The organism is Chloroflexota bacterium, from assembly GCA_026389585.1.
Classification (GTDB): domain Bacteria; phylum Chloroflexota; class Dehalococcoidia; order UBA2247; family RBG-13-53-26; genus JAPLHP01.
Genome location: JAPLHP010000052.1, coordinates 1 through 22,567 on the forward strand (window position 1 = coordinate 1; position 22,567 = coordinate 22,567).

The 22,567-nt window shown below is 54.5% G+C and carries 21 protein-coding genes and 1 pseudogene; 11 read left to right on the forward strand and 11 right to left on the reverse strand.

All coding sequences use genetic code 11. From position 1 onward, the window contains the following. Positions 1-71 precede the first annotated feature (71 nt). Entirely contained in the window at positions 72-2,933 is a 2,862-nt protein-coding gene (locus NTZ04_04255) for a type I restriction endonuclease subunit R (GenBank protein MCX5991529.1), read from the forward strand. Positions 2,934-3,106: 173 nt separating this feature from the next. Continuing rightward, positions 3,107-3,625 carry an RDD family protein gene (locus NTZ04_04260; GenBank protein ID MCX5991530.1) on the forward strand — a complete coding sequence of 173 codons (519 nt, stop codon included), beginning with the start codon at positions 3,107-3,109 and terminating at the stop codon, positions 3,623-3,625. A gap of 148 nt (positions 3,626-3,773) precedes the next feature. On the opposite strand, the gene NTZ04_04265 is transcribed toward NTZ04_04260, so the two are convergent. The 4 genes from NTZ04_04265 to NTZ04_04280 all read right to left on the reverse strand — a co-directional run bounded on the left by NTZ04_04265 (position 3,774) and on the right by NTZ04_04280 (position 8,291). Next, positions 3,774-4,106: a nitrous oxide-stimulated promoter family protein gene (locus NTZ04_04265; protein MCX5991531.1), complete on the reverse strand. Its 333-nt coding sequence runs from the start codon at positions 4,104-4,106 to the stop codon at positions 3,774-3,776. Positions 4,107-4,259: 153 nt separating this feature from the next. Beyond that, on the reverse strand, positions 4,260-4,745 hold the full coding sequence (locus NTZ04_04270; protein MCX5991532.1) for a hypothetical protein: 486 nt from the start codon (positions 4,743-4,745) through the stop codon (positions 4,260-4,262). A 622-nt stretch (positions 4,746-5,367) separates the two neighbouring features. Beyond that, positions 5,368-6,606, reverse strand: a complete 1,239-nt coding sequence (locus tag NTZ04_04275; protein ID MCX5991533.1) for a CoA transferase — start codon at positions 6,604-6,606, stop codon at positions 5,368-5,370. A 770-nt stretch (positions 6,607-7,376) separates the two neighbouring features. Continuing rightward, on the reverse strand, positions 7,377-8,291 hold the full coding sequence (locus NTZ04_04280; protein ID MCX5991534.1) for a hypothetical protein: 915 nt from the start codon (positions 8,289-8,291) through the stop codon (positions 7,377-7,379). Between the two features lie 367 nt (positions 8,292-8,658). Here NTZ04_04280 and NTZ04_04285 point away from each other — a divergent pair. Together NTZ04_04285 and NTZ04_04290 are read left to right on the forward strand one after the other, a co-directional pair. Beyond that, positions 8,659-10,167 (forward strand): annotated as a pseudogene (locus NTZ04_04285) (NAD(P)/FAD-dependent oxidoreductase). 69 nt (positions 10,168-10,236) lie between these two features. Beyond that, positions 10,237-10,674 (forward strand): DUF3795 domain-containing protein, encoded by a 438-nt coding sequence (locus NTZ04_04290; protein ID MCX5991535.1) that lies wholly within the window; start codon positions 10,237-10,239, stop codon positions 10,672-10,674. A 45-nt stretch (positions 10,675-10,719) separates the two neighbouring features. On the opposite strand, the gene NTZ04_04295 is transcribed toward NTZ04_04290, so the two are convergent. Both NTZ04_04295 and NTZ04_04300 read right to left on the reverse strand, forming a co-directional pair. Beyond that, entirely contained in the window at positions 10,720-11,427 is a 708-nt protein-coding gene (locus NTZ04_04295) for a response regulator transcription factor (GenBank protein ID MCX5991536.1), read from the reverse strand. A gap of 21 nt (positions 11,428-11,448) precedes the next feature. Further along, a complete protein-coding gene (locus NTZ04_04300; GenBank protein ID MCX5991537.1) occupies positions 11,449-12,999 on the reverse strand; it encodes an ATP-binding protein in 1,551 nt (516 codons plus the stop codon). Positions 13,000-13,254: 255 nt separating this feature from the next. Here NTZ04_04300 and groES point away from each other — a divergent pair, with 255 nt between their 5' ends. The 6 genes from groES (at position 13,255) to NTZ04_04330 (ending at position 18,187) form a co-directional block, all read left to right on the forward strand. Next, a complete protein-coding gene (gene groES, locus NTZ04_04305; protein ID MCX5991538.1) occupies positions 13,255-13,566 on the forward strand; it encodes a co-chaperone GroES in 312 nt (103 codons plus the stop codon). 16 nt (positions 13,567-13,582) lie between these two features. Next, complete coding sequence (gene groL / locus NTZ04_04310; GenBank protein MCX5991539.1) at positions 13,583-15,193, forward strand: chaperonin GroEL; 1,611 nt, start codon at positions 13,583-13,585, stop codon at positions 15,191-15,193. Between the two features lie 192 nt (positions 15,194-15,385). After that, the gene (locus NTZ04_04315) at positions 15,386-15,757 is read left to right on the forward strand and encodes a YkgJ family cysteine cluster protein (GenBank protein MCX5991540.1); all 372 of its coding nucleotides are present in this window, start codon (positions 15,386-15,388) and stop codon (positions 15,755-15,757) included. A 50-nt stretch (positions 15,758-15,807) separates the two neighbouring features. Beyond that, positions 15,808-16,152, forward strand: coding sequence for a zinc ribbon domain-containing protein (locus NTZ04_04320; GenBank protein MCX5991541.1), 345 nt, complete (start codon positions 15,808-15,810; stop codon positions 16,150-16,152). A 163-nt stretch (positions 16,153-16,315) separates the two neighbouring features. Continuing rightward, the gene (dnaJ, locus tag NTZ04_04325; protein ID MCX5991542.1) at positions 16,316-17,431 is read left to right on the forward strand and encodes a molecular chaperone DnaJ; all 1,116 of its coding nucleotides are present in this window, start codon (positions 16,316-16,318) and stop codon (positions 17,429-17,431) included. 105 nt (positions 17,432-17,536) lie between these two features. Then, positions 17,537-18,187: a hypothetical protein gene (locus NTZ04_04330; GenBank protein MCX5991543.1), complete on the forward strand. Its 651-nt coding sequence runs from the start codon at positions 17,537-17,539 to the stop codon at positions 18,185-18,187. Positions 18,188-18,250: 63 nt separating this feature from the next. On the opposite strand, the gene NTZ04_04335 is transcribed toward NTZ04_04330, so the two are convergent. Beyond that, positions 18,251-18,409 (reverse strand): hypothetical protein, encoded by a 159-nt coding sequence (locus NTZ04_04335; GenBank protein ID MCX5991544.1) that lies wholly within the window; start codon positions 18,407-18,409, stop codon positions 18,251-18,253. 279 nt (positions 18,410-18,688) lie between these two features. Between NTZ04_04335 and NTZ04_04340 the strand changes: the two genes are divergently transcribed. Continuing rightward, complete coding sequence (locus NTZ04_04340) at positions 18,689-19,300, forward strand: molybdenum cofactor guanylyltransferase (GenBank protein ID MCX5991545.1); 612 nt, start codon at positions 18,689-18,691, stop codon at positions 19,298-19,300. A 269-nt stretch (positions 19,301-19,569) separates the two neighbouring features. Here NTZ04_04340 and NTZ04_04345 read toward each other — a convergent pair whose 3' ends face one another. The 4 genes from NTZ04_04345 to NTZ04_04360 all read right to left on the reverse strand — a co-directional run bounded on the left by NTZ04_04345 (position 19,570) and on the right by NTZ04_04360 (position 22,565). After that, positions 19,570-20,655, reverse strand: coding sequence for a PilT/PilU family type 4a pilus ATPase (locus NTZ04_04345; GenBank protein ID MCX5991546.1), 1,086 nt, complete (start codon positions 20,653-20,655; stop codon positions 19,570-19,572). Between the two features lie 394 nt (positions 20,656-21,049). After that, a complete protein-coding gene (locus NTZ04_04350; protein MCX5991547.1) occupies positions 21,050-21,259 on the reverse strand; it encodes a ferredoxin in 210 nt (69 codons plus the stop codon). Between the two features lie 38 nt (positions 21,260-21,297). Then, positions 21,298-21,855, reverse strand: a complete 558-nt coding sequence (locus tag NTZ04_04355; GenBank protein ID MCX5991548.1) for a Fe-S-containing protein — start codon at positions 21,853-21,855, stop codon at positions 21,298-21,300. Further along, entirely contained in the window at positions 21,852-22,565 is a 714-nt protein-coding gene (locus NTZ04_04360) for an ABC transporter ATP-binding protein (protein ID MCX5991549.1), read from the reverse strand. The genes NTZ04_04355 and NTZ04_04360 overlap by 4 nt, the downstream gene beginning before the upstream one ends. Between the last annotated feature and the right edge of the window lie 2 nt (positions 22,566-22,567).

The window sequence follows — 22,567 nt, forward strand, 5'->3', positions numbered from 1 at the left end:
GGTAGCCTTCCAGGAACAACTTATGTACACTCAAAATGAACCAAAAACTAATGCTCAGGAAAAGGAGAAAAGTGAACCTCAAGCAGTACTCGACACAGTCTGAAAAGCTGTTCCTGGCCGACCTCTGGCCGGAATTCGCAACCCAGGAAGGCGAGAAGGCCCTCGACGAGAGAGTGTGGGTGATCGTGCGCCAGGCGACCATGCAAGATCACACCCGCCGAGCCGACCTGGTGGGTTTTGTCAACGGCCTGCCCCTGGTTCTGATCGAACTCAAGGCTGCCCACCGCCGCCTGGAGACTGCCTTCACCGGCAACCTGCGCGACTACAAGGACACCGTGCCGCAGCTTTTCTGGCCCAACGCCCTGATTATCCTCTCCAACGGGAGCCACAGCCGCGTGGGCAGCGTGACCGCAGGCTGGGAGCACTTTGACGAGTGGAAAAAGGTGGGCAGCGAGGACGAGGAGGGCAGGGTCTCGCTGGAGACCATGCTGCGCGGCGTCTGCGAACCGGCGCGGCTGCTGGACCTGGTGGAGAACTTCAGCCTGTTTCAGGAAGTGCCGGGCGGGCTGATCAAACTGACGGCCAAGAATCACCAATATTTGGGAGTCAATAACGCTCTGGAGGCCCTGGCCGACATCCGGCAAAGGGACGGCAAGCTGGGCGTCTTCTGGCATACCCAGGGCAGCGGCAAGAGCGTGGCGATGATTTTCTTTGCACAGAAGGTGCTACGCAAGGTTCCGGGCAACTGGACCTTTGTGGTGGTCACCGACCGGCAGGAGCTGGACGGGCAGATTTACAAGAACTTCGCCTCGGCGGGGGTGGTGACCGAAGGCCGCGCCCAGGCGGAAAGCAGCAAGCACCTGCGGCAGTTGCTCAGCGAGGATCACCGCTATGTCTTCACCCTGATCCACAAGTTCCGCACCGAGAAGGGCGAGGCCCACCCGGTGCTCTCGGAGCGGCGTGACATCATCGTCATCACCGACGAGGCCCACCGCAGCCAGTACGATACCCTGGCGCTGAACATGCGCACGGCCCTGCCCAACGCCGGATTCCTCGCCTTTACCGGCACACCGCTGATCGTGGGCGAGGAGAAGACCCGGCAGGTCTTCGGCGAATACATCAGCGTCTATGACTTCCAGCAGTCGGTGGCCGACGGCTCCACAGTGCGGCTCTACTACGAGAACCGCATCCCCGAGCTGCAACTGGTAAACGAGAATCTCAACGCGGACATGGAGCGCCTGCTGGAAGCGGCGGAACTGGACGAGTCGCAAGAGAAGAAACTGGAGCGGGAATTTGCCCGCGAATATCACCTGATCACCCGCGACGACCGGCTGGAGGCGGTGGCCAAAGACCTGGTCGCGCATTTCACCGGGCGGGGCTTTCAGGGCAAGGCCATGGTGGTCTGTATCGACAAGGCCACTGCCATTCGCATGTACGACAAGGTGAAGAAGCACTGGGGCGAGAAGGTTGCGGCGTTGCAGGCGGAACGGGCCGGGGCGGACGGCGACGCCCGGCGGGAGATTGAAGAGCGCATCGCCCGGATGGAAGAGACCGACATGGCGGTGGTCGTCTCTCAGGGACAGAACGAGATCCAGGAGATGAGCACGAAGGGGTTGGACATCCGCCCGCACCGCAAGCGCATCGTGGAGGAGGACCTGGAGACGAAATTCAAGGACCCGGACGACCCCTTCCGGCTGGTGTTTGTCTGCGCCATGTGGATGACCGGCTTCGACGTGCCGATCTGTTCGACCCTGTACCTCGACAAGCCCATGCGCAACCATACACTGATGCAGACAATCGCCCGGGCCAACCGGGTTTATCCTGGCAAGGTGAGCGGCCTGATCGTGGACTATGCCGGGGTGTTCCGCAATCTGGAGCGGGCGCTGGCCATCTACGGCGCGGGCGGCGGAGGCACTAAGCCCGTCGAGGACAAGTCCGCATTGGTGGCGGCATTGCGGCAGGCGCTGGAAGAAACCCGAAACCTATGCCAGGAACAGGGGGTGAGACTGAAGGCCTTCCAGACCGCTGGGGGATTTGAGCGTGTCGGCCTGCTCGATGACGCCGTGGAGGCTCTGGTGGCATCAGAGGAGATCAAGCGCCGCTACCTCGATCTGGCTAACACCGTGCAGCGGCTCTATAAGGCCGTGCTGCCCGATCCGGCCGCGCATGAGTTTGCCGCCGAGGTGACACCCGTGCAGGTCATCGCCGAGAAAATCCGCGCCCTGACCCCGCTGGCGGACATTTCTCTGGTCATGCAGCAGGTGGAAGGCCTGCTCGACCGCTCCATCGCCACGGAGGGCTACATCATCCGCGAGGTAAGCCTGCCCTATGGCGACGAGCATTGGGTTGACCTGAGCAGAATTGACTTCGAGAAGCTGGCCAAGAAATTCATGACGGGCCGCAAGCGCACACTGAACGAGAAACTCAAGGGAACGGTGGCGCAAAAGCTCATGGCCATGGTGCGGCTAAACCGCACGCGCATGGATTATCTGGAACGATTCCAGCAGATGATTGACGCCTACAACGCGGGCAGCCTCAATGCCGAGGAGTTTTTCCAACAACTGGTGGCCTTTGCCAAGAGCCTGAATGAAGAAGAACAGCGGGCCGTTGGCGAACAACTTAATGAAGAAGAGTTAGCGCTCTTCGACCTCTTGACTAAGCCGGAGATTGAACTGAGCGAGGCGGACAGGGAGAAGGTCAAAGCCACCGCTCGGGAGCTGCTGAACACGCTCAAGGCGGGCAAACTGGTGCTCGATTGGCGCAAACGCCAGCAGGCCCGCGCCGAGGTGCGGGTGACCATCGAGAAACTACTGGACCAGGGGTTGCCGAAAGCCTACACGCCGGAGCTGTTCGAGCAAAAGACCACCGCCGTGTTCCAGCACGTCTATGAGGCTTACTATGGCGCCGGGCGCAGTGTGTATGCCGCGGCATGAAGCCGATGCCCGCCTCCTACTCCCCACCAGCCTTGTAGAACTTCAGTCTGTCTCCCTTTGTATCCGAGCTGAGGTTGGGGTGCTATGATGACTGGGGCAGATCATACCAGACTCCAGGAATCGTGTTATAATCCCACCCAACACTTGCTCGCATGATGAAAGGAGACGGAATTATGTATTGCATCAAATGCGGGGCGACAAACGATGACCAGGCCCGTTTTTGCCGCTCGTGCGGAATAACTCTGCAGGCAGCCGGCGTCGGAACGGGCACTCCAGCAGCACTTTATTCAGCCGTTCAGTACGCAGGCTTCTGGAGGCGGCTAGGGGCTAGTTTGATTGATGGACTGCTTGTAAGTGTGGTGGTTTTGGTCATCTACTTCATCCTCATCTTGTCGGCAGGACTGGTAGGATTAGTCGTTGGCTACATAGCAGACTTAATCGGGGTATGGCTATATTATGCGTTGATGGAGAGCTCATCCCGTCAGGCAACTCTTGGCAAGATGGCACTGGGTATCATAGTCACTGACACTGAAGGTCAGCGGGTTTCCTTTGCAAAGGCGACCGGAAGACACTTCGGCAAGATTGTCTCGGGCATAATACTGTATATAGGGTTTATCATGATCGCCTTCACGGAGAAGAAGCAGGGGCTGCACGATATCATGGCGAACTGCCTCGTGGTGATCAAGAAGTAGTAACTGAAAGACTCTGTTCCCTCAAGAGGGTGCGGCAGAGATGCCCACCCTCTTGGTTTCCTCTATAGACTCCCTCTATATCCAAGCTGAGGTTGGGGTGGTATACAAGATCAGCAGCAGGTCACTCAGAAGTGCAATCTGTGGCTTTCTAATGAGGGCGAACTGGTTCTTTCCTTGATCGATCCACGAAGTGACATATTGCCAGGAGGGGATGTCTGTGAAGCATGCGAGGCCCAGAATACCGCATTACGGTTCTGATCTTGTCTCTCATAGCAGGCTTGAAACAATGGACAGGACATTTGGCACAAGTCGTCTTGCCCTCCTGGAATGGGCATTTCTCAAGACGCTCCTTAGCATAGACCATGAGCTCACTACATTCAGGGCATGGTCTATCAATTCCGTGTTGGCTGTGACAGTAGAGATCTATCATGACTGCGATGGTCTTGCTTTCCCTGGTTATTCTGGGATGTCTCCTGTTCACTGCAAGTGAATTCTGACACAAAAAGTAGATCCCAGTCTATAGAATCGACCTGCATTGGACTACACTTTGTATCCAAGATGAGGTTGGGGCTGGCACAATGATCAAGGACAGGTCACCTCTTTCGGCAGGCTCCAAGTACTGAAATTCCCAGGCTCAGCCAGCTTTCTTCAGTATCGTCTTCAGGTCAGTCGAGAGTTGCCTCATACTGGAGACCCACTTATCTACCACAGATGCCGCAGAAAGCCGTCCAGCGAGTTCACGTTGCTCCAAAGCACCCCTGACCTCAGGGATTTGGGATGAAAACTGGCCCATTTGTTGGAAGTAGTTCACCACGGCTGACTCAATCGCCTTCTTCTCACTATCTTGCAGGAATGGCTTCTTCCACAAAGCCGAGCCCTTGTTGAGATGTGATGCGGTAGGGGAATGTGTGCCCGCCAGTCTCTCGCTCACAGCCTCGTGAGCTTCCTGCGCAGCTGGTATTTTCAGACTCAGAGCCAAGACAAGTATTCGCAGAGCACTCTCATCATCGGGTCCTATTTGCTCAGCTCTCGCCCGCCATGAACCATCCTGAGGGGAACCAGTTGCATCATCCAGTAGACGTACAATACTGTGCAAAATGAGTTTGGTTTTGTTGTCCATGAACCTCACCTCATTAGGGCTTTTATGGTGCCTTGCCTATCTTATTCTCGGTTATAAGATTTGTCCAGATGCCAGGGAATCTAATCATTTTCTAAGGTTGTCCTCATCTGAGATTAAGCTGCCTCGGCTATAGTGGGGATACTCGAAAGGTTCCTCCCCTTTTGAGGGCTGGAGGCAAGCCTACCAGCACGTTTTAGAAGGAGGTGAGGGGGGGCAGCATGCTGACAATAGAGCAAGAAACACAAGCACGGCGAAGGGGAGCCAAGTGGTATCCCAAGAGACATGACGACCTGGTGATTGAACGTTGGGCTCTGGCATGTAGTGCGATACATAGTGACTGCCATGCCTGCAAGTTCCACAATCAATGTCAGGACCTTGCCGACAGGTTGATTGGATGCATCGATGTCCGGTCGCCCATCAGGTATCAAAGGAAGAGTGTCTCAAGCCTGAATAGAACCACTCACAGCCAATAAAAGGCAAATAACAATTTAGATAGCTGCCGGCAGTGTCGCGTCAGGTCATTATCGGCCGATTCGCCAAGTTCCGTGAGTGCGGCTTATTCTATCACATACCAGGTCGAAATCGTATTTCATTCGGATCTCCAGACTCGACGAGAGTGAGCCTACCCGGCCCCGTCGATCACCCCATCATTCTGAAACCTGGCGATTTCCGTCTCGCTGTAGCCGGCAATATCCCGCAGTATCTCCCGGGTATGCTCGCCCAGCTTGGGCGCCGTGAAACCGGGGCTGGCAGGTGTCTTGCTGAACTCAACGGGATAAGCCGGCACCTTGATATTGCCGAACAGTCGGTGACTCGTCTCGACGATGTATTCGTTGGCTGTCGTCTGCGGGTCTTTGATCAACTCCATCGCGGTGTTCACCGGAGAGCAGAAGACATCGCGTTCGGAGAGGATGGGGACCCACTCGTCCCGCGTCCTGGAGACGAAAACCGTGTCCAGGAAGGCGATGAAATCATCGCGGTTCTCGAACCTTCTCTCCCAGTTTTTGAACCTGCCGTCGTGCTCCAACTCCGGGTGGTCGATGGCCAGGCAGAAGTTCCGCCAGGCGGTGGGATGGTGGGCCACTGTTATGCAGAGCCATTTGCCATCCCGGCACTTGTAGTAGTTCCGCAGCGGGTCAGTGGACTTGTGCTGGTGGCGCGGCACGTCCTGATCCATGATGAGGGCGTTGAGGACATTGAAGTACTGCAGGAACATGGCGGAACTCAGCAGAGATACCTTCACTTCTTGCCCCAGGCCGGTGCGCTCTCTGGCATAGAGGGCGGTCAGGATAGCGTGGCTGATGGTGATGGACGTCATCTGGTCGATCAAGCCAAACTGGGCGATAAGAGGCGGCATGTCTGGCTCGCCCACGGCCAACATGAGCCCCGATCTGGCCTGACCGAGGAAATCAAAACCTCCGGCATCCCTGTCGGGGCCTCTTGATCCGAAGGCGGACACGGCAGCGTATATCAGCCTGGGATTGACCTGACACAGGTCCTCATAGGTCATGCGCTGCTTCTTCACGGCTTTGGCGCGGAAGTTGGTCACAAATATGTCGCACTTCGATACCAGGCGGTAGGCGATCTGCTTGCCCTCTTCCTTACTCAGATCCAGGGCAATGCTCTTCTTGTGGCGGTTGGCTCCCTCGTAGAAGATGCTGTGACCGTCCTTGGCCACGGGGACGTTGCCGAAGCGGACCAACCCGCGAATGGGGTCGCCGGTCTTGGGAAGCTCTATCTTGATGACTTCGGCCCCCAAGTCACCCAAGATAGCGAGGCCTCCCGGCCCGGCGTGAAAGGCCCCCCACTCCAGGGCGCGAACACCTCTCAGCGGCTGCTGGCCAGAATGCTTGTCATTCATACTTTGTCCCTTTGGCTCCTTTCCAGAATTCGCCGCGCCACGCGGGATGAACGAAATCGCTTATCATAATGGTAATCCTGAGGCAGAACATTAACAAGAGACAAGGCTAACCTAAGTGATATTTACTCATGGTGCTGCCTGCGACAAGGAGTACCCAGGATGAAGGCCACCCGACCCGCTCCAGAAGGGGGACCGCAGAACCCATCTTCGGCAACTCTCCGAATTTGGGGGCTCCTGAAGGATTCCCTTTTATCACGCTGAAAATGAATCGCCGGACTTTGTGCTCAGTGATTTCGTGTGAGAGCGAATACCAATTATTGAACCATTTTGTAGGCACTGAACAATCTGACGTTTTGTTCACCTACCCAACAATACAGGCGAACAATACACTACCGGCTAGATTGTGAGGAACCAAGCACATGCAAATCGCAGGATTATGAGCAGTTCATTCTTGCCGCTGCACGTCACGCACATAAAGCTGAGTTGATGAAAGATACCCTTTCATCAACTCACATCGGTAATTCCTACGGTATCTTGACACGATCCCTGTTGGTAGCGGAATCAACTGGTTTCAGGAGTCGTATTTGGCTGTGGTTCTTCACGTTGGCCTCCCTTCTACCCAAGCTGAGGTTGGGTGACCAAATGGACAGTTGCCCTTCATGTTTGAAGTTGTGAATTGGCCGTCATGGGGCAGGGATTAAATGTAACGTTAGACGGATGAGCTGCAGCTGCGAAGCGGCTGTCTGCTCGATGAGGTGGTTGGACAAGACTTACTCTGGCTCATTGGGCGATCCCTGCGCCATCTCACGCTCAACATACTCGATGTCCAGAAGCGCACTGGGAAGGTCGAATGGGAGAGGCTCTGGGATTGGCGGCAGAGTGATAGCCAGAGCTCGTGCGATTCCAGTTCGCACCGCGGCGGCAACGAGGGTCGCAAGTCCACGATACCGCCGGAGATCACACTCCTCCAAGTTAGTTCGGGCATGGGCCAGGTCAAGCCGGCTTTCGTAGACATCCGTCGCCACCGCCTGCGTGTACCCCAGCAGATCGGTCAAGAAATAGATAACCCTCTCTCGTAGCCCTGGGCCAATCGCCTCTTCAACTCCGCAGCTCTTGCACTGGCGAACTCTGCCAAGTGCGCCTTCCTGCATGCCCGCCAGCAGATCGAGTGCGTTGTTCAGCGCAACGAGCTGATCAACGGCGTCGCTCGTGGCCAATCCATGCGCCCACCAACGAATCACGCGCTGTACTCTTGCATCGATTGACATGGCGAGAAGTTCGGCTGTAAGCGGTGCCGGAGGGGCAGTGGTCGTGGTATCTGTAGCCCGCGTTATGAAGCGGTACTTGGGTGGCTTGTCGGTGATGCGACGCTTCACAGAAACACCACCGGATACGCGCACCGGCCGACCTATTCCCAACGTGGCGAGCGCCGTGACATTGTCGACCAACCCTTTCGAGCGCTCATAGACCACGTGAGACTCCAGCGGGGTGCACCCCTTGTTCTGAAGCGACAACACGGCATTGAGTTCATGGAGCCCAGTCCATTTGCCATCGTCATTGAACCCGGGGGAGAGCGTCAGTTGCCGCAGACCCTCGACCAAGGGTGCTTTTGACGAGTGGCGCTCATCGCTTATATAGAACTCGCCGGTGAGTTTCGCATGCACCGTCCATTCTTCTGTTGCCATGCACTTGCTCCTCTATCTTAGCGCTGGTGGCTTCCACATTAGCATTGTCAAACATTCCCTTTTGTCTTGCCGCAATGGTTGCATGAATCTTAGTACAGGCGATCCAATCGGGTCAACAACGAACACCGGAGTACTCGGCCCCTTTGTATCCAAGCTGAGGTTGCCAGGTTTATGTGGTAGAATGTCGCCAGACATTCTGCAGCGATGGAAGTGAGCCGGGTGGATTCTATGGAGCGCGGGGTGGGATGTCAATTCGTACTGTTGAAATTCACCGATATGGCCAGTACAATGGCGGTCGGAGTCGCATAGATCAGGTTTTCCCTGCTGTCGGGTGGCCATAAATATCTCATCAGGGAAAGGAGAGATCATGGATAACTCAGTGATTATTATCGGTGCCGGCTTTGGAGGTCTGTCTGCCGGATGCTACGGTCAGATGAACGGCTACCGGACCAGCATCTTTGAGATGCACGATAAGCCGGGTGGACTCTGCACCGCATGGCAGCGTAAAGGCTACACTATAGACGGCTGCCTGCACTGGCTGGTGGGCTCAGCGCCTGGCGGTGCCATGCCAGGGCTGTATTCCCTCTGGCAGGAACTGGGTGCTTTGCAGGGGCAGCAGGTAATAGACCTCGATTACTTCTATCGGGTCGAAGGCGTTGACGGCAGGACCTTCAACATCTACAGCGACCTTGACAGCCTGGAGCAGCACATGAAGGAGTTGGCACCCGAGGATGCGAGGTTTATCAGTGAGTACTGCAAAGCTGCGCGCCGCTTCTGCCGCCTTGACTTGCCTGTGGACAAGCCGCCTGAGATGTACACGCCTTTCGAAGGGTTGAGGTTTATGTTCAAGATATCTCCCTTCCTTGGCGATCTGAGGAAGTGGAGCCGCATGACAATGAAGGAATTTGCCATGCAGTTCAAGAGCCCGCTGCTGCGGGATGCCTGGCAACAGGTCTGGCGACCAGAGTTCTCCTCCATCTTCATAATGATGACTCTATCCGCGCTGCATCGAAAGTCGGCCGGCTATGTCATCGGCGGCTCTATGAAGTTGTCCCGTGCCATTGAAAAACGTTATCTCGACCTGGGCGGCGAGATTAGGTACAAATCACGCGTGACCGGGATACTGGTGTAGAATGACTGCGCCGTGGGCGTCAAATTGGCTGATGGCAGCGAACAGCGCGCTGATTATGTGATCTCGGCGGCTGATGGACATGCCACCATTTTTGATATGCTCGGTGGAAAGTATATCAATGAGAAAATTCGTGGCTACTATGAGAAAATCCCTATCTTCTCTCCTCTGATCTACATCGGCCTGGGGGTCAACCGTTCCTTTGAGGAGATGCCCCAGATAGTTTCCGGTTTCGCTTTCCCCCTGGACAAACCGGTGGTGATCGCTGGCGAAGAGAGAAAATGGCTGAGTGTGCGCCTTCACAACTTCGATCCGACCCTAGCTCCGGAGGGGAAGTCACTGCTCACGGTGATGATCGAGTCCAATTACCCCTACTGGGATTCGCTTCGCCAGGACATGGCGCGCTACAAAGCCGAGAAGGAACAGATTGCTGATACGGTGGTGGCCCTGCTCGATAAGCGTTTCCCTGGCCTGTCGTCTCAAGTGGAGATGCGGGATGTGGCCACGCCGGTTACCTTCCATCGCTATACCGGCAACTGGCAGGGTACTTATGAGGGCTGGCTCATGACGCCGGCGACGGTGAACCTGAATATGAAGAAGACTCTGCCCGGGCTGGACCGCTTTTATATGGCGGGGCAATGGGTGCAGCCGGGCGGTGGCCTGCCCAGCGGCGCCATGACCGGACGCTACGTGGTACAAATGATGTGTAAGCGTGATAGAAAACGCTTTGTGGCCACAGTTCCGTGAGATAGCGGTCAGGTTTCAGGCTTCATCCAAAGCCGGGATTGAATTGAAGTTGCATAAGAAGGAGTGTTGATGATGGAAAGCAGTGACCTGATTGCCTATTGCGGGCTTTATTGCGGTGACTGTGTTATGCATAAGGGGGAGGTTGCTGACCTGGCCAGGGATTTGAGAAAGAAGCTGAGAGAGGCCAAGTTCGCCCGAGTGGCTCAGGGATTGTCCAAGGTCTTCAAGGACTTTGAGGACTACGACCGGTGTTACCAGGTTCTTGGCGCTATGGTGAGGTTGCGTTGCAAGCGGACTTGCCGGGCTGGTGGTGGACCGCCCGCGTGCAAAATGAGGAACTGTTGCCGGAAGAAGGTCATTCAGGGCTGCTGGGAGTGTGGGGAATTCGAATCCTGCCAGAAGCTGGAGTTCTTAGCGTCTTCTCACGGGGACGCTCACCTGAAGAACCTTCGGAAATTGAGTAAACAAGGCGTGGATAGTTTTCTCAAAGGTCCACGGGAGTGGTAATTCTACAGGTTTGCAGGGCTAGCAGGGGCGGTTCGCGAATTGCCGCTACCTTCCGAATTCTTTGAAGCGGTAGCCGAGGCCCCGCTCGCTGAGGATGTACCTGGGGTTCTTGGGGTCTTTCTCTATCTTCTGCCTCAGATAGGTTACATAGAGCCGCACGTACTGATCCTCATCACGATACTCCGTTCCCCACACCCTGGAAAGCAGCATCTCATGGGTCATTAGTTTCCCGGCATTAGTTACCAGTTGATAGAGCAAGCGGTACTCGGTAGGCCTCAGGCGGACCTCCTTCCCCCGGACGATGACCTTACGCTGGTCGAAGTTGATCCGCAGTTCATCATCAACCGCGATCTCTGATCCGGCTGCCGCTGTTGCCGGCTCTGTCCTCCTGAGCACCGCCCTTATGCGGGAAACCAGCTCCCTCGGGCCGAAGGGTTTGGTGATGTAATCGTCAGCGCCCAGGTCAAGACCTCTGATACGGTCAACCTCTTCTCCCTTGGCACTAAGGAAGATGACCGGAATCGCCGATATGTCCCGGAGCTTTTCAAGGGTTTCAAACCCATCTATGTCGGGCATCATGATGTCCAGGACCACCAGGTCGGGCATCTCCCTGGCTGCCTTCTCCAGTGCCTCATAGCCATTGGCGGCCCTGACCACTCGAAACCCCTCCAGTTCCAGGTTCATAGCGATAAATTCCACCACATGTGGCTCATCATCCACTACGAGCACCGTCTTGCCTGAAACCGTGGTCACCGGTCTATCCTCATCCACATTTTAGAGGCTCTCCTGCAAAGGGAGGGTGAAGGTAAAGCGCGAACCTTTTCCCAATTCGCTGGATATCTCTATCTTGCCCCCGTGAGCTTCGATTATTGATTTGCAGATATATAGTCCCAGTCCCATTCCCCGCACCTTCTTCACCTGGCTGTTGTCTCCTCTGCGGAAGCGCTCGAAGATATGCTCCAGGTCCCTCCCTGAAATACCTATACCCTCATCGGCCACCGTTAACTTCACATTGGCGCTATCTGCCTTACCAGTGATGGTTATCTTGCCGCCGCGGGGCGAGTATTTGATAGCATTATCCACCAGGTTGGTGATGACCTCTTCCATCCGGTCCGGGTCGGCGTGTACCGCGGGGAAGTCGGGATCAAAATCTATCCCGAAGGTGTGATTATCAGTGGTAGCCTCAAGCCGGCGCACCACCTTGCCGGCCAGGGTGGGTAGTTGTACCTCCTCCTTTTTCAGGGTCACCGTGCGGGTCTCGATGCGCGAGGCGAGCAGCAGCCTGTTTACCAGCTTGCTCAGGCGGTCACACTCCTCTTCGATCACCTGGAGACCACTGCGCAGCGTTTTCTTATTCCACCTGGCGTCGCTCCGGGCCAGGGTACCGGTGTAGCCCTTGATGATGGAGAGCGGTGTCTGTAGCTCGTGACCCAGCATGGAGAGAAAGGCCGATCTCAGGTTTTCGACCTCCCGCAGCCGCGTGATGTCGCGAACATTGATCACGGCTCTCAGCGGCTGCCCCCGGTCACGGGAGCGGACCACGGAATAGACCATGGCCACTTCGATGTCTTGCCCATCCGCTGCCTGAATCCTTCCCTGTAACTCACAGGTGGGCAGGCAACCTTCTCCACGTATCAGCATGGGGCACCTGGTCGTGTTGCAGATCGATCTCCCTTCCCAGTCGCGCAGATTCAACATCTCATAGCACGGTTGGCCCATCACTGTTCCTCTGGAATAACCGGTGAGCTTCTCCATGGCCGAATTGAAGCCCACGATCCTGCGTCTGGCGTCGATGCTCATGATGCCCTCGGCACTTCCCTCCAGCATGGACTCCATCTTGTCTTTCTCATCGGAGAGCACCTGGACCAGCCTGGCATTATCGATGGCAATGGCAGCTTGCCTCGCGAAGGCGGTTAGTGTGGCCTGATCGAGTCTGGAGAAGGAATCTGCTTCCAGGCGGCGCAGTATATAGATAAGGCCCACCGACCTGTTGCCGATCTGCAGCGGCAGCGCGATTATAGGATTCAGGATGACCCCCTGGTCAGAGGTAGGCAGAGGGGGCCCCAGGTTGAGTGCCGACAGCAGGTTGAAGTTACGGGCACTTGTCGCCAGGTCAGGTATGGCCTCGTCTAGCAAGGGTAATAGCTGGTCCAGGGCCTTTCCATCCAGCCCGTAGAAATCGCTGGCCACGAAGCGGTGCTCTGACTCGCTCCAGGTAGCTACCACACCGGCGATACCCCCAAGAGCTTCGATGGCATTCCTCAGAATCATCCGTACCGTGGCTTGAAGATCAGGCTGCTGTGGTGTCATGTGTGAAATTTCCATCGCTAACTCAACTTGCCCTCCGGGAGGACCTCATGGTTTTCCTGGCATATCTGTCATGCCTGCTGAGGCAATCATCCAGAATTTCTAACGCATTTCTAATATTTCTCAAGCATTATTCTAACACAGCCCCGTTTATACTTTTAGTTGCAGGTTGTCTCGAGGAAAGATATCGAGATTCACCAGCATAGACAGTTGGAGTCTTATCAATCAACCGATGAGAGAGAATATCAAATAGGATTAGGAAAGGAGGAGTAGATGTCAGCAAAGGCAAAGACAACCAGTAAGCTCGAGCCGCTTGGAGACCGGGTAGTGATTAAGCCAGCCAAGCGGGAGGAGATGACCAAGACGGGCCTTGTGCTTCCAGAGACGGCCAAGGAAAAGCCCCAGGAGGGTGAGGTTGTTGCCATCGGTCCCGGCAAGATGACTGATGAGGGCAACCGGATTGCCATGGATGTCAAGGTGGGAGATGTGGTGGTTTACGCTAAGTATGCGGGGACCGAGTTTAAGCTTGATGAAGAAGAATTGATCATCGTTCGCGAAAGCGACATTCTAGCCAAGAAGAGTTAGGAAAGGAGGAAGAAAGGTGGCAAAGAAGATAATTTTTGGACAGGAAGCCAGGACAGCCCTGAAGAAGGGTGTGGACACTCTGGCTGATGCTGTCAGACCAACCCTGGGACCAAAGGGCCGGCCGGTGGCCCTGGACAAGAAGTGGGGACCCCCGACGGTTATCAATGATGGCGTAAGCATTGCCAAGGAAATTGATCTTCCCGATCCATTCGAGAATATGGGGGCTCAGCTTCTGAAACAGGCTTCGTCGAAGACCAATGACAAGTGTGGTGATGGCACGACTACTTCAACGCTTCTGGCTCAGGCGATTGTCGCCGGCGGCTTCAGAAACATCACCGCCGGAGCAGATGCCATGGCTATCAAGCGGGGCATTGAGAAGGGCGTTCTTATCCTGATAGAGGAACTGAAGAAGAAGGCTATCTCTGTATCCGGCAAAGAGCAGATCGCTCAGGTAGCGACTATCTCTGCTGTTGATGCTCAGATCGGCAGCCTGATTGCCGATGTCATGGAGAAAGTGGGCAAGGACGGCGTCATCACTGTAGAGGAATCGAAGGGATTGCAGTTCGAAACCGAGTTTGTGGAAGGTATGAAGTTTGACCGTGGCTACATCAGCCCTTACTTCATCACCAACCCGGACCGCATGGAGACAGTTATTGAGGATCCCTACATTCTCATGACCGATAAGAAGATCTCCGCCGTAGCCGATATCCTGCCGGCACTGGAGAAGATACTCCAGGTGAGCAAAAACCTGGTGATCATTGCTGAAGATATTGATGGTGAGGCTCTGGCTACCCTGGTGGTCAACAAGCTGAGAGGCACTATTAATTGTCTGGCAGTGAAGGCCCCGGGCTTTGGCGATCGCCGCAAGGCTATGCTGGAGGATATGGCCACCCTCACTGGTGGTAAGGTGATCTCCGAGGAGGTCGGCAGAAAGCTCGACTCTGTAGTAGCGGCTGATCTGGGACGTGCCCGCAAGGTGGTGGCGGATAAGGACAACTGTACCTTCGTTGAAGGCAAGGGTTCTGATGAAGCTATCAAGGCCCGCATGAAGCAGATCAAGGCCCAGATTGATGAGACTACCTCTGACTTCGACCGCGAGAAGCTGCAGGAGCGGCTGGCCAAACTGGCTGGCGGCGTAGCCGTGATCAAGGTCGGCGCTGCGACGGAGACAGAGCTGAAAGAGAAGAAGCATCGCGTAGAGGATGCCCTCTCTGCTACCAGGGCTGCTGTGGAGGAAGGGATACTGCCCGGGGGTGGAGTAGCTTTGCTTAATGCCTCTGTTGCCCTTGAGCCCCTTTTGAAGGACGGCGATGAGGCTGTCGGCATCAAGGTTCTGAAACAGGCCATCGAAGAGCCGATCAAATGGATTGCCTTTAATGCCGGAGCCGAGGGCTCGGTGATAGTGGATGCGGTAAAGAAAGGCAAACCCGGATATGGCTATGATGCTGCCAAGAATGAGTTTGGGGATATGGTGAAGAAGGGGATCATCGACCCGTTGAAAGTGGTCCGCACGGCGCTGGAGAATGCTTCCAGTGTAGCTGTGATGATATTGACTACTGAAGCGTTGGTGAGTGATATCCCGGAGAAGGAAAGGGCCCCTGCTGGACCGGCCATGCCGGAGTACTAAGCCGTAGACCATAAATAAAATGGACGTAGAGGGGCGGCTCTTGTGAGCCGCCCCTACTTGAGGGAAGAGCCAGGCTATAAGAATTAGTCTCTCCGTAGGAAGTGGGTGTCAGAGAGATCCGGGATGGAACGGCGCTATGAAGGTTCTGTAATCAGTGGTCTATCAGATGGTAGCAGGAGCCTTTGTGAGCAAATGGAACAATCGATTCCGTGCTTGCGTTGCGGTGAGTGTTGCAGAGAGTATCAGGTTCGCCTTGATTTGATGGAGGCGCAACGCATTGCTGATGGACTGGGGATTATGTGGGATAAGTTCCTGGAAAGGTACACTGATCAGGCCTGGCCGGGTACAAGCAGCTTTCTTATACGCCGTGAGAATGGGGCATGTGCTTTTCTGGAACACCTGGACGAGGGCAAGCCAGCCTGTTGCCGTATCCATGATTTTAAACCGACTTCCTGCCGGGAATGGTCGCCCGGCCTGTACCGGCGCGAGTGCCGAACAGGCTTGAGCAAACATTGGGGACTTGCGGTTACTTCTTCGGGGCAAATTGGCCTGAGGATAGAGTGAAGGATTTTCGATCTTTGTTGGAGTTGCCGTTGGGTGATAGGAGGAATTGAATGCCGACCTACGAGTATCAATGTAATGCGTGTTCTCTACGGTTTGAATTAAAAAGGCATTTTGATGAGAAAGTAGAGGCCGATTGCCCGCAGTGCTCCAGCCAGGCCCGCCGCCTGTTCTCTCCGGTGCCCATTGTTTTTAAGGGACCGGGGTTCTATGTGACCGACAATGCCGCAGAGAACAGCAACCTTAAGTCCAGTGGCAAGCGAGATGAGGACAAGCCGGCAGATAAGAAGAACGAGTCAGAACCGGCGAAGGACAAGAAGAACGAGTCAGAACCGGCGAGGGACAGGAAAAGCGAGTCGGAACCAGCGAAGGAAAAGAGGAACGAGGTTACGGTATGATGGCCCATGGGGGATATGCTCCCTGAGCTATTGTTCTTAGCATTGGAATCCGGAATAGAGCTGGTAGAAAGACATCTGCAATCGCTCCTCCGCACTCCGGAGGCGATAAACTCCCCTGTATCTGGGACGGCGTTATCATAAGTTGCATGTGAGAGGATGCCCGATGGCAAAGCGTGATTATTATGAGGTTCTGGGCATCGATAGAAACGCCGACGAAGCCACCATCAAAAAGGCCTACCGCAATCTGGCCATGCAACATCACCCCGATAAAAACCACAATGATGATCAGGCTGTAGAAAAAATGAAGCAAATCAACGAGGCCTACGCAGTCTTGTGTGATCCCCAAAAACGTAGCCTGTATGACAGGCATGGTCATGCGGGCCTTGAGGGATATGCTCCGGAGGACATATTCCGTGGGGTGGATTTTGGCAGCCTATTCAGGGAGTCCGGGCTGGGGGGCTTCGGCGATAGTATCTTCGAGACCCTTTTTGGCGGGGGAACCACAACCAGAAGAGCCCCTGGAAGGGGCGTTGACCTCAGGTATGACCTCAGTGTGACACTGGAGGAGGTGGCCTCTGGTGTGGAGAAGACTGTGGAGTTGCCTAAAGCCGAGAGGTGCTCTGCATGCAATGGGACAGGTGCCCAGTCTGATGGCCTGGTAGATTGCCGCAAGTGTCGGGGCACTGGCCAGGTTGTCATGGAGCAGAGGTCGGGATATGGCATAATCAGGCAGATCATGGTCTGTGGCGATTGCCGGGGCAAGGGCAAGATCGTGAAGAAGGCCTGCAAGGAATGCCAGGGCAAGGGCATTATCGAGGGAACCAAGGAGATAAGAGTGATTGTCCCTGCCGGTGCCGACACGGGTCAGCAGATCAGGATTGAGGGAGAGGGTGGGATAGGCGAGAGACTTCATGGTGACCTCTATATCGTTCTTAATGTGGAGAAGCATCCTGTTTTCGAGAGGCATGGCGACGATATCTATCTTCAGCAGGACATCAGATTCACTACAGCGGCTCTGGGCGGACAGGTGCAGGTGCGTGGACTCGATGGTCATCTCGATCTTGACATAACTGAAGGGGCTCAGAGCGGGACGGTGTTCCGCATCACGGGCAAGGGTATTCCCCACCTGAGCCATCGCGGCAGGGGAGACGAGTATGTTGTGGTCAGGGTAATCACCCCTACCAAACTGAGCCGTGAGGAAAAGGAGTTACTCAAGGGATTTGAAGGGCTGAGACAGAAATCAGGTAGTGACAAGCATAGCGGGGGTAGAAAGGTTTGAACCTTGCTCAGCCGCAGCGGGCCATAACAAGATACGGCGTGGAGAGGGAGTGCCGGGCACTCTAGCAAAGGAAGAAAACCAGTCCGCGCAGAAAAGAGAAAGGCATTGGGAGAAGAGCTGGGGCGAATTGAGAAGCCGTCCGTCGAGTCCTTCGGACAGGAGAGAAAGCTCTTCGTCGTTCCCCTGATATTTCGGGGCGAAGATGCTCCGTCTGAGTATTCGGAGAAATTTGATCTCTACTGGCAGCAGGCCAGCGACCACATTGCCAGGCTGGAGTCGAAGATCGGCAGGGTCAACCGCATCTACCACGAATTGGTTGTGGTTGGTGGTGAAAAGGGTCTGGAGATGATAGAGAGGCTCAATCTCAGCAGTTGCCAGATCGTCAGGGAAGAGTGCCAGAATGGTGTTCAGCTAGAGGCCACGGATGACAGGGAACTGGCTGAGGAGAGCCTGGACTGGGAGAGATGCCTTCTGCTGGGTTTTATGAGCGATAAGGTGGCCCGGATGGTTGGTGAATTCTATGTTGAGGCTTCTCGGAAAAGGTATGAAGGCATTGCCAGGAAAATTGATGAGACTCTGAAGGCTGGCGAAAGAGCGATCCTCTTCGTCAGCGAAGGGCACCCGATACAATTCCCTCAGGATATGCAGGTGTTCAGCGTATTTCCCCCCGCGCTGGACCAGATTCATAAGTGGTTACGCGACCGCTCAGAAGCCAAACAGGTGGAACCAGAGCAAGAGCCGCAGTCAGATTCTTAGCGCGACTGTGTCAAGAACCCTCAGGTGAATGTCCACCCGCGTCCGGACAAGCTGGCCGTCCGATTAGCCAACGTCCTTCCGCCCCATCGCCCGCAGAGCCACCCAGAGAGCGACGGCAGCTATCGCCAGGGAAATGATGATGGAAACACAACCGGGTTGACATAGTTCGCCAGCTCGGCAGGACATGCCCCCACACAAATTCATCTGCACTACCACTACCATTAAAAACGCCAGTGAAGACCTGAAATCCACCTATCGGTAAGTCTGCGATAATTAGGTTACATCAGTGTCTCATGTGATGTTGTTAGTCTCACAAATCCTTCTCAATAATACTATCCATGTCTCTTATTCCCCACACTCTTCCGTCGTCTCAGCCTTTGACCAATCTGAAGTATTGCCTGCTGGAGGAAACGTTCTATTTCTTGGAATCCTTGAACTATATATGTCCTCTCGACTATTATAGGAAAGCCCAATTCCCTGGAGTCTTGGATTTGGGCGTGAATGATGAACTCGATTGTACTGGCCGGCGGCAAAGGGGTGCGGTTGGGGAGGGATAAGCTCTCGGAGCCTGTGGGCGGTCACTCCCTGCTCCAGAGGGTTGTTGATGTTCTGGAACTGGTCAGTGACCTGATTCTGGTAGTCATTGCTCAGAGACAGCATGGCCCTGCTCTATTGGCAACTGCAAAAGAGGCGAGGATCATAGCTGATTTCTACCCTGGTAAGGGTGCCCTGGGCGGTATCTACACTGGCCTGGCAGCCTCCGTCTCGTCCCACAGCCTGGTAGTGGCGGGGGATATGCCCTTTCTCAGTTCTTCCCTGCTGCACTATCTGATGGAGATTTCGCCTAATTTTGACGTTGTCATGCCCAGAGTTAAAGGCGAAATAGAGCCGCTGCATGCCATCTACTCCAGGAACTGCCTGGAACCCATCCGGCAGCAGATTGAACAGGGTGATCTCAGGATTAGGGGATTCTTTCAGCAGGTGAAGGTAAGGTATGTGGAAGAGGAGGAGATGGATGGGTTCGATCCCAGGCATCTCAGCTTCTTCAATATCAACACCCCGGCGGATTTGAGAAAGGCAAAGGTGCAGTTGGGGGAATCTGACAACCCGTGAGAGGCCCCATGCCCGTCAAAGGTCTCTGTTCCCCGCTTCCCTCCAGTGCGCAGTTGCAGAAATAGGCGTTATTCGCTTGTGGGGGGGAAGAGACCCTTCGCCTTCGCTCAGGGTGACAAGGAGCATAAATGTCATTCTGATATTGCCCACTGTGTCATTCTGAGCGAAGCGAAGAATCTCGATTGTTACGCTGATTTGTGCAACCAGGCACTAGTCTGTTGCCGTTACTGCGAAAGCAGGAATCCTTGATTCCTCAGTTATGCCTGGTTCTACAGTTCAGTGTCTGCGGTTTGCTGGTCAAATCGAACCAGCAACTCGTTTAGCTTTGCCGAACTACTGCTTCTCATCGCGGCATCTTCACGGGAAATGATTCCGCTTTTCACCAGGTTGGCCATGGCCATGTCCAGTGTCTGCATACCCTCTCTGCTGCCCATCTCCATATTAGGGGGTATTTCGAAATTCTTGTGGTCGCGGATGAGTCTCTTGATCACATTGTTAACCAGCATGATCTCGACGGCAGCTACCCGCCCTCCCCCGATACGGGGTAGGAGGGCCTGTGAGAGTACTCCCTCTATCACTTGTGACAGCTGCAGCCTGACCTGCTGCTGCTGTCCATACGGGTACATATCAATTATGCGGTCAATGGATTGCGCTGCATCGATGGTATGTAGTGTGCCCAGCACTAGATGACCCGTCTCGGCAGCTGTCATTGCTGTGCTTGTTGTTTCCAGGTCACGCATCTCTCCGATGACAATGACATCCGGGTCATGGCGGAGGGCGTGTATTAGAGCGGTATGGAAAGACGTGGTGTCATCCCCCAGGTCTCGCTGTCGAATGATGCATTTGTTATTGTGGAATAAGTATTCAATGGGGTCTTCAATGGTGATGACACTCCGTCTTGCAGTCTGATTGAGGTGGTTAATCATTGCTGCCAGAGTACTCGACTTGCCACTATTGGCAGGGCCGGTTACCAGGATGAACCCTCTTGGCCTGAGAATAAGCTCCTTGCAGACTTGGGGTAGGCCCAGTTCATCAATAGATGGTATATCAACTGACACACGACGGAAGGCAAGGCTGATTGTGCCCCTCTGTTTCAATACGTTAACCCGGAATCGAGCTAACCCGGAGATACTATAGGCAAGATCCAGTTCCATTTCTTTCTCAAAGGCGGTTCTTTGCTTTGCAATAGTAATTTGTTTGAAGAATGTATCGATATCTTCTCTTGTAAAAGGCGGTATATCCTCTTGCGGTGTGAGGGCGCCGTCAATACGGAACACTGGTGGGCTTGATACCATGAGGTGTAAATCTGAAGCACCTTTGGCTACCGTCTGTTGAAGAATTTCATCTATATCCATTCCCAGTACCTCACAATTTCAATAGTAACCCGTGACATTGTCTTGCCAAATAAGCCCCGGACACAGTGTCATCAGGCGACGGGATTTTATCAATGTGGGTGCCCAAAATCTTTCTGCATGGTCTGCCCCTTCTTTGGGCACCATTCACTGCGCAGGGGAAAATGCCTTTATACTGGCAAAAGTTTGACCGAAGCTGCATGTCTTGGTAAGTCCCAAATGGACATTATTTGTGAGCTGGATGGCCCAAATAAAGGAAATCGTAATGTAGTTATATCTTAGAGGGAAGAATTTAGCCTGTCAACGGGATGATTTGGGGATGCTTCTACAGACTCACAAGACTCGTAGTGCCGTAGAAACGCTGACATGGCTGAAGGCAGTGACGGCTGCCCCGGGATCAAGGGTATAGCTGACGCCCGTCGTCGTCCTCGATGATGATAGCATTCTCGGGGCAGCTTTCGGCAGCCTCTAACAGCTTATCATTGTCTACAGAGGAGGGGGTGAGGACTACAACCTTGTTTTCATTATCAAGTTTGAAGACCGTCGGTGCAATGGCCACACAATTGCCCACGCCAAGGCACAAATCTCTATCTATCCTTACTTTCATCTTGCCCTGATCCCTATTCTACCTCATTGAGGGGTGGTTCAGGGCAAACCGAGGCTCTGAGTGTTCTGATAAGCGGTTACCAGATCACCTATTGTCATTGTTATCCTGTCCCCGGTGATGGTGTGTGTCACCTCAGCCTTGGGGTAATTCCGGCATGCGCCACTTATCCCCTCGCCGGTGCCAGCCTTGAACTTGGTATGGCAGGTGTTGCAGTCGAGGGTGTCACCTGTCAGAGAGAAGCTCTCTGAGCGGCATGGCGGGCAGATGGCGGTTCGTACATAGATTTCTCCACCCAGTTTGTATGCCATGAAGGCCATGCTGGTGCCCTCACTGGTAACCCTGAAGTGGACTATCTTGCCACTATCTACCTCACTCAGAGGAATAGACACTGTATTCCCCTCTACCTGGGCATCGAGCCATGTCGGCTGTACTGCCTCTCCTGTTGTTCCGGCCGGGCTACTGCCACGGCAACACGACCTGCTGCTGGTACTGCCGTCACGACAGCTTCCATAAGCGGTATACCCAACCACCGCCAGTGTTCCGGCTAATATCAATGCCAACGCCGCCAGTGCTATCAATGCTATTCTGGTCTTCATCTCACTTTTCCCTCCTTTTCGTATGGTCTTTCACATCTTTCCTGTTCCACTTCATTTACCATCTCTCCATCACGCAATGTCACGATTCTTTTGGCCCGTCTGGCTATGTCAGGGCTGTGGGTGACCATGATGATGGTATGCCCATCTTCATTCGCCTGCCGAAAGAGATTTATGATTTCCATCCCCGTTTTCTGGTCCACGTTGCCGGTAGGCTCGTCTGCCAGGATAAGCGAGCAACCGTTGACCAGAGCTCTGGCGATGGCCACCCTTTGCTGCTCTCCACCGCTCAATTGGCTGGGTTTGTGCTTCACCCTCTTCTCCAACCCCACCTTTTGCAGTATTTCCACAGCCCTTTTCTCATCAGCCTTCGCTGGTCCGCCGAAGGTCAGGGGCAAAAGCACATTCTCCAGGGCAGTGAGGGAGGGGATCAGATGATATTGCTGAAACACATAGGCTACCTTCCGTCTCCTGATATCAACCAAGTCGTTCTCGCTCAGGTTGTCGATGCGTCTCCCATCCAGGATCACCTCCCCGCTGGAGGCGTGTTCCAATCCACCGATTACGTTAAGGAGGGTGGACTTCCCACTTCCAGAGGGGCCGGTAATGGCTAAGAAACCACCATCTTCTACGTGCATACTGATATCATTCAGGGCTACTACTCTGGCGGAGCCCTCACCATAGGTTTTCGATACGTTATTGATCTCCAGCATTC